Genomic DNA, 14,446 nt, shown 5'->3' on the forward strand with positions numbered 1-14,446 from the left:
GCGCCTTGAAGCAGTACGTCGTCGCCGTTCGCGCGCTGTGCGAGTTCACCGCCAAGGCGGGCGATCTCGACCTGCGCTTCACACCCGCGCCCACCGCGCTCGAAGGCCAGGCCGGCCACGCCACGGTGGCCGCGCGGCGGCAACGCGCGGGTTATGAATCCGAAGTCAGCGTGAGCGGCTCGTACCAGCTGCTCACCGTGCGGGGCCGCGCCGACGGCTATGACCACCACACCCGCACGCTGGAGGAAGTCAAGACCTTCCGCGGCGACCTCGCGCGACAGCCGGCCAACCACCGCGCGCTGCACCTGGCGCAGGCCAAGGTGTACGGGTGGCTGATGTGCCAGCAGGAGCAGCTCGACGAGATGAACGTCTCGCTCGTCTACTTCGACATCGTCACGCAGCGCGAGACCGTCTTCACCGAGACCTTCAGCGCCGACACGCTGCGTGTGCATTTCGAGCAGCAGTGCGAGCGCTTTCTCGCCTGGGCCGAACAGGAGCTGGCGCACCGCACGGCGCGCGACGCGGCGCTCGCCTCGCTCCCCTTCCCGCATGCGCAGTTCCGCACCGGGCAGCGTGAGCTGGCCGAGGCGGTGTACCGCGCCACGGTGCATGGGCGCGTGCTGCTCGCGCAGGCGCCCACCGGCATCGGCAAGACGTTGGGCACGCTCTACCCCATGCTCAAGGCGATGCCGGGGCAGCAGCTCGACCAGGTGTTCTTCCTCACCGCCAAGGGCTCGGGCCGGCAGCTCGCGCTCGAAGCGTCTGAGCGCGTGCAGGCGGGGAAACCGCTGCTGCGCACGCTGGAGCTGGTGGCCCGCGACAAGGCCTGCGAACACCCCGAACTCGCCTGCCATGGCGACTCCTGCCCACTCGCCAAAGGCTTCTACGACCGCCTCGCGGCTGCCCGCGCCGAGGCACTCACCCGGCCGATGCTCGACAAGGCCAGCGTGCGCGAGGTGGCTCTTGCCCACCAGGTCTGCCCCTACTACCTGAGCCAGGAACTCGCGCGCTGGGCCGACGTGATCGTGGGCGACTACAACTACTGGCTCGACCTCGGCGGCCTGCTGATGGGCCTCACGCTCGCGCGCGGCAGCCGCGTGGCAGTGCTCGTCGACGAGGCGCACAACCTGCTGGAGCGTGGCCGCATGATGTACAGCGCCGACCTCGACCAGGCCGCCTTGAAGGCCGTGCGCCGCAACGCGCCGGCCTCGCTCAAGGGCCCGCTCACCCGGCTCAACAAGGCCTGGAACGCGATCGCGAAGACACAAGCCGTACCCTACCAGGTGCACCCCGGCGTGCCCGAAGACTTCAGCCAGGCGCTGCAGAAGGCCACGGCCGCGATCACCGACCATTTCACCGAGCACCCGACCGCGGCCGTCGACGGCGAGCTGCAGCGCTTCTACTTCGACGCCCTGCACTTCTCGCGCGTGCACGAGCTGGCCGACGAGAACTGGCTCTTCGACGTCACGCTCAACGGGCCGCGCAAGCCGACCGCGCTGCTCACGCTGCGCAACGTGGTGCCCGCCCCGCAGCTCGGGCCCCGGCTCGCGGTGGCCCACGCGGTCGCACTCTTCTCGGCCACGCTCACGCCGCACGCGTTCCACGCCGACCTGCTGGGCCTGCCCGACGACACCGTCTGGCTCGACGTGCCCACGCCCTTCTCGGCCGAGCAGCTGGAGGTGCGCGTGGCGCGCCACATCTCCACCCGCTACCAGCACCGCAGCGCCTCGGTCGACCCGATCGCCGGGTTGATCGCCCGCCAATACGCCGCGCGCCCGGGCAACTACCTGGCCTTCTTCAGCAGCTTCGACTATCTGCGCCAAGTGCTGGCGGCCTTCCGCATGCTCGCGCCCGAGGTGCCGGTGTGGGAGCAGTCGCGCGGCATGAGCGAGCCCGAGCGCGAGGCCTTCCTCGCCCGCTTCACGCCCGAGGGCCAGGGCATCGGCTTCGCGGTGCTGGGCGGCTCGTTCGGCGAAGGCATCGACCTGCCCGGCCGGCTGCTCATCGGCGCCTTCATCGCCACCCTCGGCCTGCCGCAACTCAACCCGGTCAACGAAGAGATGAAGAAGCGCCTCGACCAGCGCTTCGGCGCCGAACGCGGCTACGACTACGCCTACCTCTACCCCGGCCTGCAGAAGGTGGTGCAGGCGGCCGGCCGCGTGATCCGCACGCCGCAGGACGAAGGGGTGATCCACCTCATCGACGACCGTTTCGCCGGCCCCCGAGTGCGCCGGCTGCTCCCGGATTGGTGGACGATCCAGCGAAGTGAGCCCCAAATTCCCGGCTGATCCGCGCCGTAACAAAATGCGCTTCGGCTAAGGTGACCGATCATCGGGGCACGTTCGTTCTCGCATCTCCGCATCACTCAACAGGTCCTCGCAAGGAGACTCCCGTGGTATCGCTCTTCGCCTTCATGGTGACCGCGTACGGCATGAACCCGTACCTGGTCGCGACGTTCAACTCGAACCTCGCCTGCGAGACGGCCCGCTCGGCCCTGCTGTCCACCGCGCTCGAGCAGAACGTGGCCGGCACCAGCACCTACGCGATGGCCCCCCGGAGCCTCAGGTGCATCAACACGCCGGGCATCGTGCCCGGCAGCTCGGGCCGGCCGCCCGAGGCCAGCCCGCCCGCGCGACGACCCGCGAAGAAGTGATACCGCATCAGTTGCCCACCGCGGCCAAGCCCTACTCCCGGCTGATCGCCTGGGGGCCGTTCGTCGCGGTCGCCCTGCTGCTGGCCATCCTGTGGGGGCTGGTGCTCGGCTTCGCGGTCGCGCAGGAGCGGCGCATGATGGCCAACGCGCAGAAGCAGCTGCGCCTCATCAACAACGCCGCCGCCCAGCAGACGCGCGACCTGCTGCGCGTCACCGAAGGCCGGCTCGCGGTGGTGCAGCAATGGCTGCAACGCTCGCCCGAACTCGATGACGGCCTGGCCGGCCTGTTGCAGACCTTCGCCCGCCAGTCCGAAGACCTGGTGCAGGTGAGCCTGGTCGACGCGGCCGGCAAGGGCATCGCCGTGCCCGGCGCGCCGGCCTGGGCCGAGACGATGCCACCCGTTGAACTCGCAGCCGGCACCGAGGGCATGCACGTCGGCAGCCCCCTGCGCGGCAGCACCACCGACCCGTGGCGCTGGCCGATGACACGCCGCCTCGCCGCGCCCGTCGGCAACGCAGCGGGCGTGGTGGCCTGGATCGACCTGCCCCGCCTCAGCGCCATCCACGAGCGCCTGCGCGAAAAGCCGGCCGGCGGCATCTCGCTGGCCACGTCGAGTGGCATCGCGGTCGTGCGCGCGCCCTATTCCGACAGCCTGATCGGCCAGAACGTGCTGGCCAACCGGGCGCGGCCGGCGCCGGCCGGCGTGGTGCAAGGCACGTTCCAGCACGACGGCAGCCTGACGGGCGGCCAGCCGCGCGTGGCCACCTTCGAGCGCCTGGTCGACTTCCCGGTCACGGTGCTCGTGTCGCAGGAGCGCGACGAGCTGCTCGCCGCCTTCTACGCGCGGCGCAACCTCGGCATCGGTGTGCTGGTGCTGCTCACGCTCGGCGGCGCGGTGTTCTCGTGGATGCTCTCGCGCAGCCAGCGTGCCACGCGGCACAGCCAGGCGCAGTTCGACGCGGTGAGCAACGCCTTCCCGCTCGGCCTCTTCATGACCAACACGCAGGGCGAGACCACCTACGCCAACGACGCCTACTTCCAGAAGTTCGGCCTGCCACGCGAGCGCATGGCCTGGGGATGGAGCGATCTCGTCGCGCCCACGCAGCGCCACGAGCTCATGACCGTCTGGCGCCAGGCCACGGCCAGCCACGACCCCGTGCGCAACACCCTCTACGTGACCAAGCCCGACGGCGCGCCGGCGATGCTCTCGGTGCGCACCGCGCCGCTCACGGTCGACGGCCGGCTCATCGGCCACGTGGGCTCCATCGAAGACGTGACCGAGCGCGCCCAGCAGCAGCGCGCCCAGCGCATGCTCACCGCCATCTTCGAGCGCAGCACTGACATCGTGGCCCAGGTCAGCGCCCAGGGCCAGATGCTCTACCTCAACCCGGCCGGCCGCGCGATGCTCGAACTCAAGCCGGACGACCCGATCGAGCACCTGCGCTTCGACGACTTCCTGCCCGCGCACCGCGAGCCGCAGGTGCGCGACGTCATCATGCCCGCCGCGCTGGCCACGGGCCTGTGGCTGGGCGAGACCTCGGTGCTGCGCGGCGATGGCCGCGAGATCGACGTCAGCGAGATGCTCATCGTGCACCGCGACGAGCGGCAGGAGGTCGAGACCTACTCCATCGTCATGCGCGACATCTCCCACGAGATCAGGAGCCGCACCGAGCTGCAGCGCAGCGAGTCGATCCTCAAGGTGGTGGCCGCCACGCTGCCGGTGCTGGTGGCCGTGGCCGACAGGCACCAGCGCTACCTCTTCACGAACGACGCCTTCGACCACTGGGTGGGCCGCCCGCGCGGGCGCATCGCCGGCCAGCACGCACGCGAGGTGCTGGGCGAGACGGAGTACGAGCGCCGCCGCCCCTTCATCGAAGCGGCCCTCTCCGGGCAGCGGGTGAGTTTCGAGTCGGGCACCGAGGGGCACCAGTACTTCGAGACCACCTATATCCCCTTCCGCGACGCCGATGGCCAGGTGGCCGGGCTCGTGGCGCTGTCGCAAGACATCACCAGCCACAAGCGCCAGCACCAGATCCTGCTCGACGCCTCGCAGACCGACCCGCTCACCGGCGCGCTCAACCGCGCCGGCTTCGACCTTCGGGTGGGCGAAGCCCTGCTGCGCGCCCATGAAGACCACCACCCCCTCGCCTTGCTGATGGTCGACCTCGACCGCTTCAAGCCGGTGAACGACGAACACGGCCACGCGACCGGCGATGCACTGCTCGTGGCCGTGGCCCAGCGCCTGCAGAAGGTGCTGCGGCCGACCGACCTGCTGGCGCGCCTGGGCGGCGACGAATTCGCCGTGGTGCTGCCCGACGTGAAGGACGCCGCCGCCGCCGCGACCGTCGCCCGCAAGATCGTGGGCGCGCTCGGCGAGCCCTTCGCCATCGACGGCAAGCAGTTGTCGATCGGGGCGAGCGTGGGCCTGGCCGTGGCGCGCAATGGCGAAGACTCTGTGCAGTCGCTGGCGCAGCGCGCCGACGTGGCGCTCTACCAGGCCAAGCGCGCCGGGCGGGGCCGTTTCGAAATGGCCGCGGCCGAGGGTTGAGCGCCCGCCGGATGCCCCGGTGCCGCGATGCCCATTTGGACACTGCGTGTTTGTTTGCACACCCTCCGCCACCGCGTGCGCCAGCTCGGGAAAAAGCCGTGAAACTTAGTGCTACCACGGCTCTCCAAGCGGGGTCGCAGTTTTATACTGAATTCGCGTGAAATCTCCGTTTTTTGCAGGAAGCAGGTCATATATGGGCGCCAAACTCAAGGTCGCTGGCTGGGTTGTCGTAGGGGCCTTGGCCGGTGGTTTGACCACCATGCAACTGCAGGCCACGGCCCGCAGCAACCCCGTCAACCAGCTTCCCCTTGAAGAGCTGCAGCAACTCGCTGAAGTCTTCAATGTGGTCAAGACCTCCTACGTCGACCCGGTCGACGAGAAGAAGCTGATCCGCGACGCGATCGGCGGCATGGTCTCCGGGCTCGACCCGCATTCCCAATACCTCGAAGGCAAGAACTTCACCGAGTTCCGCGAAAGCGTCTCGGGCAAGTTCGTCGGCGTGGGCATCGAAATCGGCATGGAAGACGGCCTGGTGAAGGTCGTCTCGCCCATCGAAGGCTCGCCCGCCTTCAAGGCCGGCATCAAGTCGGGCGACCTCATCACCAAGATCGACGACACCGCGGTGCGCGGCCTCACGATGGACCAGGCCGTCAAGCGCATGCGTGGCGACCGTGACACCAAGGTCATCCTCACCATCTTCCGCAAGTCCGAGACCCGCACCTTCCCGGTGACCATCACCCGCTCCGAGATCAACGTGCAGAGCGTGAGCGCCAAGATGATCGAGCCGGGCTACGGCTGGGTGCGCGTGCGCCAGTTCCAGGAGCCGACCGTCATCGACTTCGTGCGCAAGGTCAACGACCTGTACGCACAAGACCCGAACCTCAAGGGCCTGGTGCTCGACCTGCGCAACGACCCGGGCGGCCTGCTCGACGCGGCCGTCGCCATCTCGGCCGCCTTCCTGCCGCAAGGCGTGACGGTGGTGTCGATGAACGGGCAGATCCCGCAGTCGCGCGCCGAGTTCAAGGCGGTGCAGCGCGACTACAGCCGCCGCTCCGGCTTCGACCCGCTCAAGGGCCTGCCCGACGCGGTGAAGACGGTGCCGGTGGTGGTGCTCGTGAACGAAGGCTCGGCCTCGGCCAGCGAGATCGTGGCCGGCGCCCTGCAAGACCACAAGCGCGCCACCATCATGGGTGCACAGACCTTCGGCAAGGGCTCGGTGCAAACCGAGATCCGCCAGTTGCCGGTGGCCAACACCTCAGTGAAGATCACCACCGCCCGCTACTACACGCCGAGCGGCAAGTCGATCCAGGCCCGCGGCATCGTGCCCGACGTCATGCTCGACGAGACCGCCGAAGGCAACGTCTTCGCCGCGCTGCGCATGCGCGAGGCCGACCTCGACAAGCACCTCAACAGCGGCCAGGGCCCCGAGGTGAAAGACGCAGCACGCGAGAAGGCGCGCGAAGAGCAGCGCAAGAAGCTGGAAGAAGAAGCCGCCAAGAGCGCAGCCAGCCCGAAGCCGCTGCCCGAGTTCGGCAGCGCCGAAGACTTCCAGCTGGCCCAGGCGCTCAACCGCCTGAAGGGCAAGCCGGTGCTGGTGTCCAAGAGCGCCGTCGAGCGCAAGCCGGAAGCGTCGACGACCAACTGACGTAGCACCCGCCTCACGACGACGCCCGCAGCCTGCGGGCGTTTGTCATTTGGGGCGATCATTGCGGCATGAACGACGACCAGCTCCTTCGCTACTCGCGCCACATCCTGCTCGACGAGCTGGGCATCGAAGGCCAGCGCAAGCTGCTTGAATCGCATGCATTGGTGATCGGCGCCGGAGGGCTGGGCTCGCCGGTGGCGCTGTACCTCGGCACAGCGGGCGTGGGCCGCATCACCATCGTCGACCACGACACCGTCGACCTCACCAACCTGCAGCGGCAGATCGCGCACGACATGAGTCGCGTGGGCCGGCCCAAGGCCGAGTCGGCCGCGCAGTCGATCGGCGAGATCAACCCGGAAGTGCAGGTCGTGGCGCTCAGCGAGCGGGCCGGCCCCGAGCGGCTCGATGAACTCGTGGCCGGTGCCGACGTGGTGATCGACTGCACCGACAACTTCACCACCCGCCACGCGGTGAATGCCGCCTGCGTGAAGCACCGCAAGCCGCTGGTCTCGGGCGCAGCCATCGGCTTCGATGCGCAGATCTCCGTGTACGACACCCGCCAGCCCGACGCGCCCTGCTACGCCTGCCTGTTCCCGCCCGACGCCGCCTTCGAAGAGGTGCGCTGCGCCACGATGGGCGTCTTCGCGCCGCTGGTGGGCATCGTCGGCAGCATGCAGGCGGCCGAGGCGCTGAAGCTGCTGGCCGGCACGGGCGAGTCGCTCGCCGGGCGCTTGCAGATGCTCGACGCCCGCAGCATGGAGTGGACGGAAATCAAGACCGCGCGCAGCCCTGACTGCAGCGTGTGCAAGGCACGCTAGTTGCCACGTTCAAGGGGTAAGCTGCACCCCATGGACAAGCGCACAGAACTCACCGCCCGCAACATCCTCCCGGCCAAGAAGGAAGCCGAGCTGCAAGGCCCGCCGCCTTCGCTCTACGACGGCCCGGAGAGCTCATACCGCCTCGCCTTCACCGACGAGAAATTCCTGCTGCGCGACGAGCTGCGCCCGGTGCGCATGCAGCTCGAGCTGCTCAAGCCCGAGATGGTGCAGAAGGAGCAGGCCATCGAGTCGACCATCGTCATCTTCGGCAGCGCCCGCATCGTCCCGCCCGACGTGGCGCAGCGCCTGCTGACCGACGCGACCTCGGCCAACAACGAGACCGCCATCCGCATCGCCGAGAACCACGTGCGCATGTCGCGCTTCTACGACGAGGCCCGCCGCTTCGGCGCGCTCGTCACCGAGAAGTCACGGCAGCTCGCCGCGCCGATCTACGTCGTCACAGGCGGCGGCCCCGGCATCATGGAGGCGGGCAACCGCGGCGCGCACGAAGTGGGCGGCAAGAGCATCGGCCTCAACATCGTGCTGCCGCACGAGCAGGCGCCCAACCCCTACATCACGCCGGAGCTGTGCTTCCAGTTCCACTACTTCGGCCTGCGCAAGATGCACTTCCTGATGCGCTCGATCGGGCTGGTGTGCTTCCCTGGTGGCTTCGGCACGCTCGACGAGATGTTCGAGGTGCTCACGCTGATCCAGACGGGCAAATGCCGCCGCCGTCCCATCCTGCTCTTCGGGCGCGAGTTCTGGACCAAGCTCGTCAACTTCGATCACCTGGTCGAGACCGGCATGATCAGCGAGGTCGACCTGCAGCTCTTCAAGTTCGTCGAGTCGGCGGAAGAAGCCTGGGAGGCGCTGGAAGCCGAATACGGCTTCGACCTGCCCGCCACCGAAATCGGCGACCTTGGAAGCTTCGACATGGAAGACTGACCGCATGAACGCGCAGCCCGCCATCAGCATCATCGGCGCCCCCACCGACATTGGCGCTGGCGACCGCGGCGCGAGCATGGGCCCTGAGGCCCTGCGCGTGGCGAACATCGTGACCACCCTCGAAGGCCAGGGCCTCGAGGTCATCGACCGGGGCAACCTCTCAGGCCCCGCCAACCCCTGGCAACCGCCGGTCGACGGCTACCGGCACCTCACCGAAGTGGTCACCTGGAACCGGCTGGTGCACGAGGCGGTGCACGCCGAGCTGGTGCAAGGCCGCTTCCCCATCCTGCTCGGCGGCGACCACTGCCTGGGTCTCGGCAGCATCAGCGCGGTGGCGCGCCACTGCCGTGAGGCGAAGAAGAAGCTGCGCATCCTCTGGCTCGATGCGCACGCCGACTTCAACACCAACATCCTCACGCCGAGCGGCAACCTGCACGGCATGCCGGTGGCCTGCCTGTGCGGCAAGGGGCCGAAGGAGCTGGTCGAGATCGGCGGCCACGTGCCGGCGATCAGCCCGAAGTGGATCCGCCAGATCGGCATCCGCAGCGTCGACGCCGGCGAGAAACGCTTCGTGCACGAGATGGACCTCGAGGTCTTCGACATGCGCTACATCGACGAGATGGGCATGCGCCACGCGATGGAGCTGGCGCTGGCCACGCTCGACGTCAACACCCACCTGCACGTGAGCTTCGACGTCGACTTCCTCGACCCCGACTACGCGCCCGGCGTGGGCACCACCGTGATGGGCGGGCCCACCTACCGCGAAGCGCAGCTGTGCATGGAGATGATCGCCGACACCGGCCGCATGGGCTCGCTCGACGTGATGGAGCTCAACCCCGCCCTCGACGTGCGCAACCGCACGGCCGAGGTGGCGGTCGACCTGATCGGCAGCCTCTTCGGCAAGAGCACCTTGATGCGGAAGTGAGCTAGAAGCGGTAGCCCACCGCCAGCACCGCGCCGACCGGGTTGCGCTCACGGACGATCACGCTGTCGCGCGCATCGCCCTGCAGCGACGTGCCGCTCACGATGAGCGATGCCGCCCAGTCGTGGCTGATGAAGTAGGTGAGCGAGGTGCTCAGCTTCACGTCGCGCACACCCGCCCCGACCGTCGACACCGCATAGCCGCTGCGGGCGCTCTGCTCGGGCGTGATGCCGAAGTACGACTGCATCCACGCGCGGTTGACCCAGGTCGCGCCGAGGCCCACACCGAGGCGCCAGCGCGGCGCGATCTGCGTGCCGGTGTTGACGCCGACGTCGAGCACCATGCCGTCACGGTCTTCGCCCGAGCCGTAGCGCAGCGAGCTGTGGAAGGAGAGCGCGCGTGCGGCATGCCAGTTGAGGAACACCCCCGCCTGCGGCCGCCGCGGGATGTCGCCCAGGCCTCGCAGCACCTCGGAGCGGCTTTCCTTGCGCCCGAAGTCGGCGGCGAGGCGCACGCCGTACTGCCACTGCGGGCTCGCACTCTTGAAGCGGTAGCCCACGCCGTTGCCCACACCGGCAAACCAGCCGTTGGCCCAGCGGTAGTCGACCGTGGGCAGGAGCATGTAGCGCTCCTCGTCGGAGCCCAGGTAGCGGTGGCCGGCAATGGCCGCCAGGCCGACGCGGCCCTGCCCTTCGCCCTCGGGCCCGTCGAGCCGCACCGAATCGAAGGCCTGCGCCCCCGCCACGCCCGCGCCCAGCGCCAGCCCGCACGCCACCATTGCTCTTGTCATCAGCTTCATCGACACATCCATGCAGTCAGGAAAAATCAAACCATCGAAAGAGGATCACTGGCAGGGCCCATGCGCCTTGCGGAACTGCCGCGGCTCGATGGCCGCGGGCGCTGCAAAGAGCCCCCGCAGCAAACGCCGTGCCTCGGCCTCCTCGGCCGCATATGGGCCGAGGCTCCTGCGGTAACGCTGGCTCCAGGCGTAGCCTTCACGCACCATCCAGGCGGCCACGTCGTGCTCGTCGAGCGACACCGTCCCGATGGTGCGGTGGTAGGCGTCCTTCGCCCGCGTGCGCACCTGCACCTGCCGGTGCAGCACACGCGCCGCCAGTGCCTCGCGCGCCTGCGCACCCCAGGCCTGGCAACGCTCGGGCGCATCAATGCCCTGCAGGCGCACCTTGACCGGCGCGCCGCCTTCGGGCCGCACCCAGAGCGTGTCGCCATCGGTCACGTGCGTCACCACGCCGCTCAGCGCATGCGCCGACGCACACGCCAGCAGTGCGAGGAAGGCGAGGAGCCGCCTCATGTGCCGAAGAGGCTCACCAGCCACCACACGAAAAGGCCCATCAGCACCAGCCACACGAGCACGATCAAGGCCGCGCCCCACCACAGCTTCGGCAGCTTGTCGCGCGAGGCCTCGGCTTCTTTCAGCAGCGATTCCCACAGCGGCTTGGGCGTGAGGCGCACGACGAGCGCGATGCCCAGCGGCACGAGCACCACATCGTCGAGCAGGCCCAGCACCGGAATGAAATCGGGGATGAGGTCGATCGGGCTCAGCACATACGCCAGCACCGCGATGGCGGCGATCTTCGCGGCACGCGGCGTCTGCGGGTGCTTGAAGAGCTTCCACAGCGCAATCAGGTACGTGGCCAGCCGCGCCTTGTTGGCGGCCCGCACCAGCTTGCCCACTTTGAACACCATCATCCGCTCCTCTTCATCGGGCCGATTCTCGCCAGCCCTCAGCGAGGCCGGCGCGCCCGGCGGTACAGCCGCATCACCGGCGTGGCGGTGGAGCCGTGAAGCAACACCGACATCACGATGGTGACCAGCACCGCGTCGATGATGAACGCCGTCTGCTCGCCTGCCGCGCCTTTGGCCACCGCGTACGCCAGGTAGTACATCGACCCCACCCCGCGCACGCCAAACCAGGCGGCGAGCCGCCGCTGCGTGGCGGTGAGCGGCAGCGACATCGTGCTCGCATACACCGCGATGGGCCGCACCACGAACATGAGGCCGAACGCCACCGCCAGCGTGGCCGGCGTGAAAGCCGCACGCGTGATGAGGCTGCCCACGAGCAGCATCACCGTCAGCTCGGCGAGCTTCTCCAGGTCAAGCGTGAAATCGAGGACGGCCTTGGCCATGTAGGCCGACGCCTGCGCGGGCGGCGCGTCGGGCGGCACATCGAGCGGCCGGGCACGCGGGTTGTCCCGCCGCTCCACCTGGCGCATCGCCAGCCCGGCGAAGAAGACCGCCAGGAAGCCGTAGGCCTGCACCGCGATCGCCGCACCATAGGCCAGGGCGATGAGCCCGAGCGTGAGGAAGCTTTCCATGCCTAGCGCCTGTTCGCGCTCGCGCCGCAGGTACACGACCGCATGGCTGAAGGCGAACCCGAGCGCCCAGCCAATCGCCACGCCGCCGCTCACGGCCCAGACCACGTCGACGCTCCACCAGCGCCACGCGCCGTCGCCCAGCTCGTGCAGGCCGAGCAAGCCGAGCGCCAGCATCACGAACGGAAACGCGGTGCCATCGTTGAGCCCGCCTTCGCCGGTGAGGCTGAAGCGCAGGCGGTCGCGGTCGGCTGCATGCTCGACCTGCACCTCCGAGGCGAGCACCGGGTCGGTCGGCGCCAGCACCGCCGCCAGCAGCAGTGCGCTGCCGAGCGACAGGCCGAGCGTCAGGCCCAGCCCCGTCATCAGCCCGACCGTGAGCACCATCGCCACCGTGGCGAGCACGAGAGGTGTGTGCCAGAGCGGATCGCGCAGACGCGCACGCAGCCGCAGGCCGACGGCGAAGAGCGAGATCAACACCGCGCCTTCGGCGAGCCGCTCGAGCAGCACCGGGTTCGTGTCCAGCCGCAGGTTCAGGAGGCCCGACACCTCCGGCCCGAGCAGGTAGCCGGCGAGCAGGTAGATGGCCGACGCGCAGACGGGCAGCTCCTGCCGCCAGGTGTCGGTCAGGCCGATGGTGATCAGCAGCAGGCCGACGATCAGGCACCAGATGACGAAGGGGTCCATCGTGCGTGCAGGTGTGTCGGGCGGGGCATGGCGGACGACCATAGCAGAGCCGCTTGGCCGAGGCCGGTGTGGGGCTCCTGCGCCGCGAGCCCCTAACGTTGGGGACGCAGGCCATCGCCACGGCGCCTATAACGCAGCATGGAATGCCGCCTGCTGCACCTTGGCGCCCACATCGCTGCCGCCACGCTGCTCGCGATGGCCGGCGGCTGCGCCACGTTCAGCCACACCAACCAGCCGCTGCGTGCGCAAGGCGAGCCGCCAGCCCCCACGCGGGCGAGCTTCCAGCTCGACGGCGCACGCGGCAACCCGAAGGTGCTGATGTTCCTCGCGCTCTCGGGCGGCGGCTCACGGGCGGCCTACCTCTCGGCGGCGACCATGCTCAAGCTGCAGACGCTCTACCCCGAGGTCGACCTGCTCGACGAGGTGGACGTGCTCTCGTCGGTCTCGGGCGGATCGATCACCGCCGCGCTCTACGCGGCCTCGCGCGACGCGTCGCTCACCTCGCCACCGCTCGCCGCCGTCTTGCCGCCGCTGATCGCCGGCACACCCCTCGGCCAGCAGATCAGGCTCGACACCGCCCGCCACACCCTGCACTGCAACGCCCCGCTCAGCGCCAGAGACCTCGCCCTGCTGCAGGCGAAGCTGCCCACGCACGCGAAGGCGCTGCGGCGCCTCGACACCCTGTGCCGCCAGGCCCCACTCAAGCAGCTGCGTGACTGGGAAGCCGACAGCGTGCTCGGCCTCACCCAACGCAACTACCTGCTGCGCTGGTTCGGCAACTGGCTGTGGCCGCAGAACATCGCCCGCTGCTGGTTCACCGCCTACGACCGCGGCGACATCATGGCGCAGACGCTCGGCGACAACCTCTACGGCACACGCCTCCTCGGTGGCGACCTGCGCTTCGACGAGCTCAACCCCACGCGGCCCTTCCTGCTCGTCAACGCCACCACCGCCACCGACCAGAGCGGCCCCGGCCTCGCCGTCGACGAATACGCCTTCGGCAGCGTCTTCACCTTCACCGACGAGGACTTCCGCGACCGCCTGAATTCAGACCTCGGCCGCTACTCGCTGGCACGCGCGGTGATGGCCTCGTCGTCGTTCCCACTCGTCTTCCCGAACCACACGCTGCAGGACTACCGGCCCGGCGCCCTCGACACGTATTGCGAGAAGAACCGCGACGACGAACTCAAATGCACCGACCGGCAGTACCTGCACGTCTTCGACGGCGGCAACTCCGACAACCTCGGGCTCAAGTCGGTCAAGCGCGCGCTCTTCCAGTTGGAGGCGCAGGGCCGCCTCGACGACTACGACCGCATCGTCGTCGTGCTGGTCGACGCCTTCACCCGCCCGCGCGGCGCGAGCCGGCTCAACCCCGATCCGCGCGGCACGCTCGGCCTGCTGCTCGACGCTAACGTGAGCGATGCCGTCGATGCACTGCTGCAGAACAACCGGGGCCGCCTGATCGGCGAGTTCAATGGCGCACGCCTGCGCTGGAACGACGGCAGCTGCGAACCGGAGACGCGCGAGTTGCCGAGCGCACTGTGCCGCGCCCTGAATGACCGCGGCCGCCCGACGCTCGACCTGAGCCAGCGGCTGGTCTTCTATCACTTCGGCTTCGACGACCTGGAAGCCGTCGACCGCGCGCACGCGGGCCTCAAGCGCAAGCTCGACACCATCCCCACGTCGTTCAAGCTCGCCGACGGCGACGCACGGCTGCTCGACGAAGCAGTCGACATCGTCATCTCACCCGCGAACCCCTGCCTGCAGCAGATCCGCAGCCTGGTGCTCGCGGACAGCGCGACGCCCGAGGCCGTCGCCCACGCACGCCAGGTGTGCCGCCGGATCGAAGGGCCCGAGGTGCTGGGGCGCTGACGACCGTGCCAGATCCGTCGAG

At 69.2% G+C, this 14,446-nt stretch carries 12 protein-coding genes; 8 read left to right on the forward strand and 4 right to left on the reverse strand.

Annotated features, from left to right (window positions below):
* The first annotated feature begins 5 nt into the window (after positions 1 to 5).
* From RXV79_RS20140 to rocF, 7 genes are all read left to right on the forward strand, one after another.
* Positions 6 to 2,288, forward strand: a complete 2,283-nt coding sequence (locus RXV79_RS20140; RefSeq protein WP_316699888.1) for an ATP-dependent DNA helicase — start codon at positions 6 to 8, stop codon at positions 2,286 to 2,288.
* A gap of 104 nt (positions 2,289 to 2,392) precedes the next feature.
* Complete coding sequence (locus RXV79_RS20145) at positions 2,393 to 2,653, forward strand: hypothetical protein (protein ID WP_316699889.1); 261 nt, start codon at positions 2,393 to 2,395, stop codon at positions 2,651 to 2,653.
* An 11-nt stretch (positions 2,654 to 2,664) separates the two neighbouring features.
* Positions 2,665 to 5,202 (forward strand): diguanylate cyclase domain-containing protein, encoded by a 2,538-nt coding sequence (locus RXV79_RS20150; RefSeq protein WP_316699890.1) that lies wholly within the window; start codon positions 2,665 to 2,667, stop codon positions 5,200 to 5,202.
* Positions 5,203 to 5,395: 193 nt separating this feature from the next.
* Positions 5,396 to 6,847, forward strand: a complete 1,452-nt coding sequence (locus tag RXV79_RS20155) for a S41 family peptidase (protein ID WP_316699891.1) — start codon at positions 5,396 to 5,398, stop codon at positions 6,845 to 6,847.
* 68 nt (positions 6,848 to 6,915) lie between these two features.
* Positions 6,916 to 7,665 carry a HesA/MoeB/ThiF family protein gene (locus RXV79_RS20160; protein ID WP_316699892.1) on the forward strand — a complete coding sequence of 250 codons (750 nt, stop codon included), beginning with the start codon at positions 6,916 to 6,918 and terminating at the stop codon, positions 7,663 to 7,665.
* 30 nt (positions 7,666 to 7,695) lie between these two features.
* Positions 7,696 to 8,610 (forward strand): LOG family protein, encoded by a 915-nt coding sequence (locus RXV79_RS20165; RefSeq protein ID WP_316699893.1) that lies wholly within the window; start codon positions 7,696 to 7,698, stop codon positions 8,608 to 8,610.
* A 4-nt stretch (positions 8,611 to 8,614) separates the two neighbouring features.
* Positions 8,615 to 9,535, forward strand: a complete 921-nt coding sequence (gene rocF, locus RXV79_RS20170) for an arginase (protein WP_316699894.1) — start codon at positions 8,615 to 8,617, stop codon at positions 9,533 to 9,535.
* Between the two features lies 1 nt (position 9,536).
* Here rocF and RXV79_RS20175 read toward each other — a convergent pair whose 3' ends face one another.
* Genes RXV79_RS20175 through RXV79_RS20190 form a run of 4 tightly spaced genes read right to left on the reverse strand, consistent with a single transcriptional unit; the run spans position 9,537 to position 12,552 of the window.
* A complete protein-coding gene (locus RXV79_RS20175) occupies positions 9,537 to 10,331 on the reverse strand; it encodes a MipA/OmpV family protein (RefSeq protein ID WP_316699895.1) in 795 nt (264 codons plus the stop codon).
* Between the two features lie 45 nt (positions 10,332 to 10,376).
* On the reverse strand, positions 10,377 to 10,844 hold the full coding sequence (locus RXV79_RS20180) for a thermonuclease family protein (protein WP_316699896.1): 468 nt from the start codon (positions 10,842 to 10,844) through the stop codon (positions 10,377 to 10,379).
* Positions 10,841 to 11,242, reverse strand: a complete 402-nt coding sequence (locus RXV79_RS20185) for a YkvA family protein (RefSeq protein WP_316699897.1) — start codon at positions 11,240 to 11,242, stop codon at positions 10,841 to 10,843. The genes RXV79_RS20180 and RXV79_RS20185 overlap by 4 nt, the downstream gene beginning before the upstream one ends.
* 35 nt (positions 11,243 to 11,277) lie before the next feature.
* Complete coding sequence (locus RXV79_RS20190; protein WP_316699898.1) at positions 11,278 to 12,552, reverse strand: cation:proton antiporter; 1,275 nt, start codon at positions 12,550 to 12,552, stop codon at positions 11,278 to 11,280.
* A gap of 138 nt (positions 12,553 to 12,690) precedes the next feature.
* Between RXV79_RS20190 and RXV79_RS20195 the strand changes: the two genes are divergently transcribed.
* A complete protein-coding gene (locus RXV79_RS20195) occupies positions 12,691 to 14,424 on the forward strand; it encodes a patatin-like phospholipase family protein (RefSeq protein ID WP_316699899.1) in 1,734 nt (577 codons plus the stop codon).
* The last annotated feature ends 22 nt before the right edge of the window (positions 14,425 to 14,446 follow it).

The organism is Piscinibacter gummiphilus (assembly GCF_032681285.1).
Classification (GTDB): Bacteria; Pseudomonadota; Gammaproteobacteria; order Burkholderiales; family Burkholderiaceae_C; genus Rhizobacter; species Rhizobacter gummiphilus_A.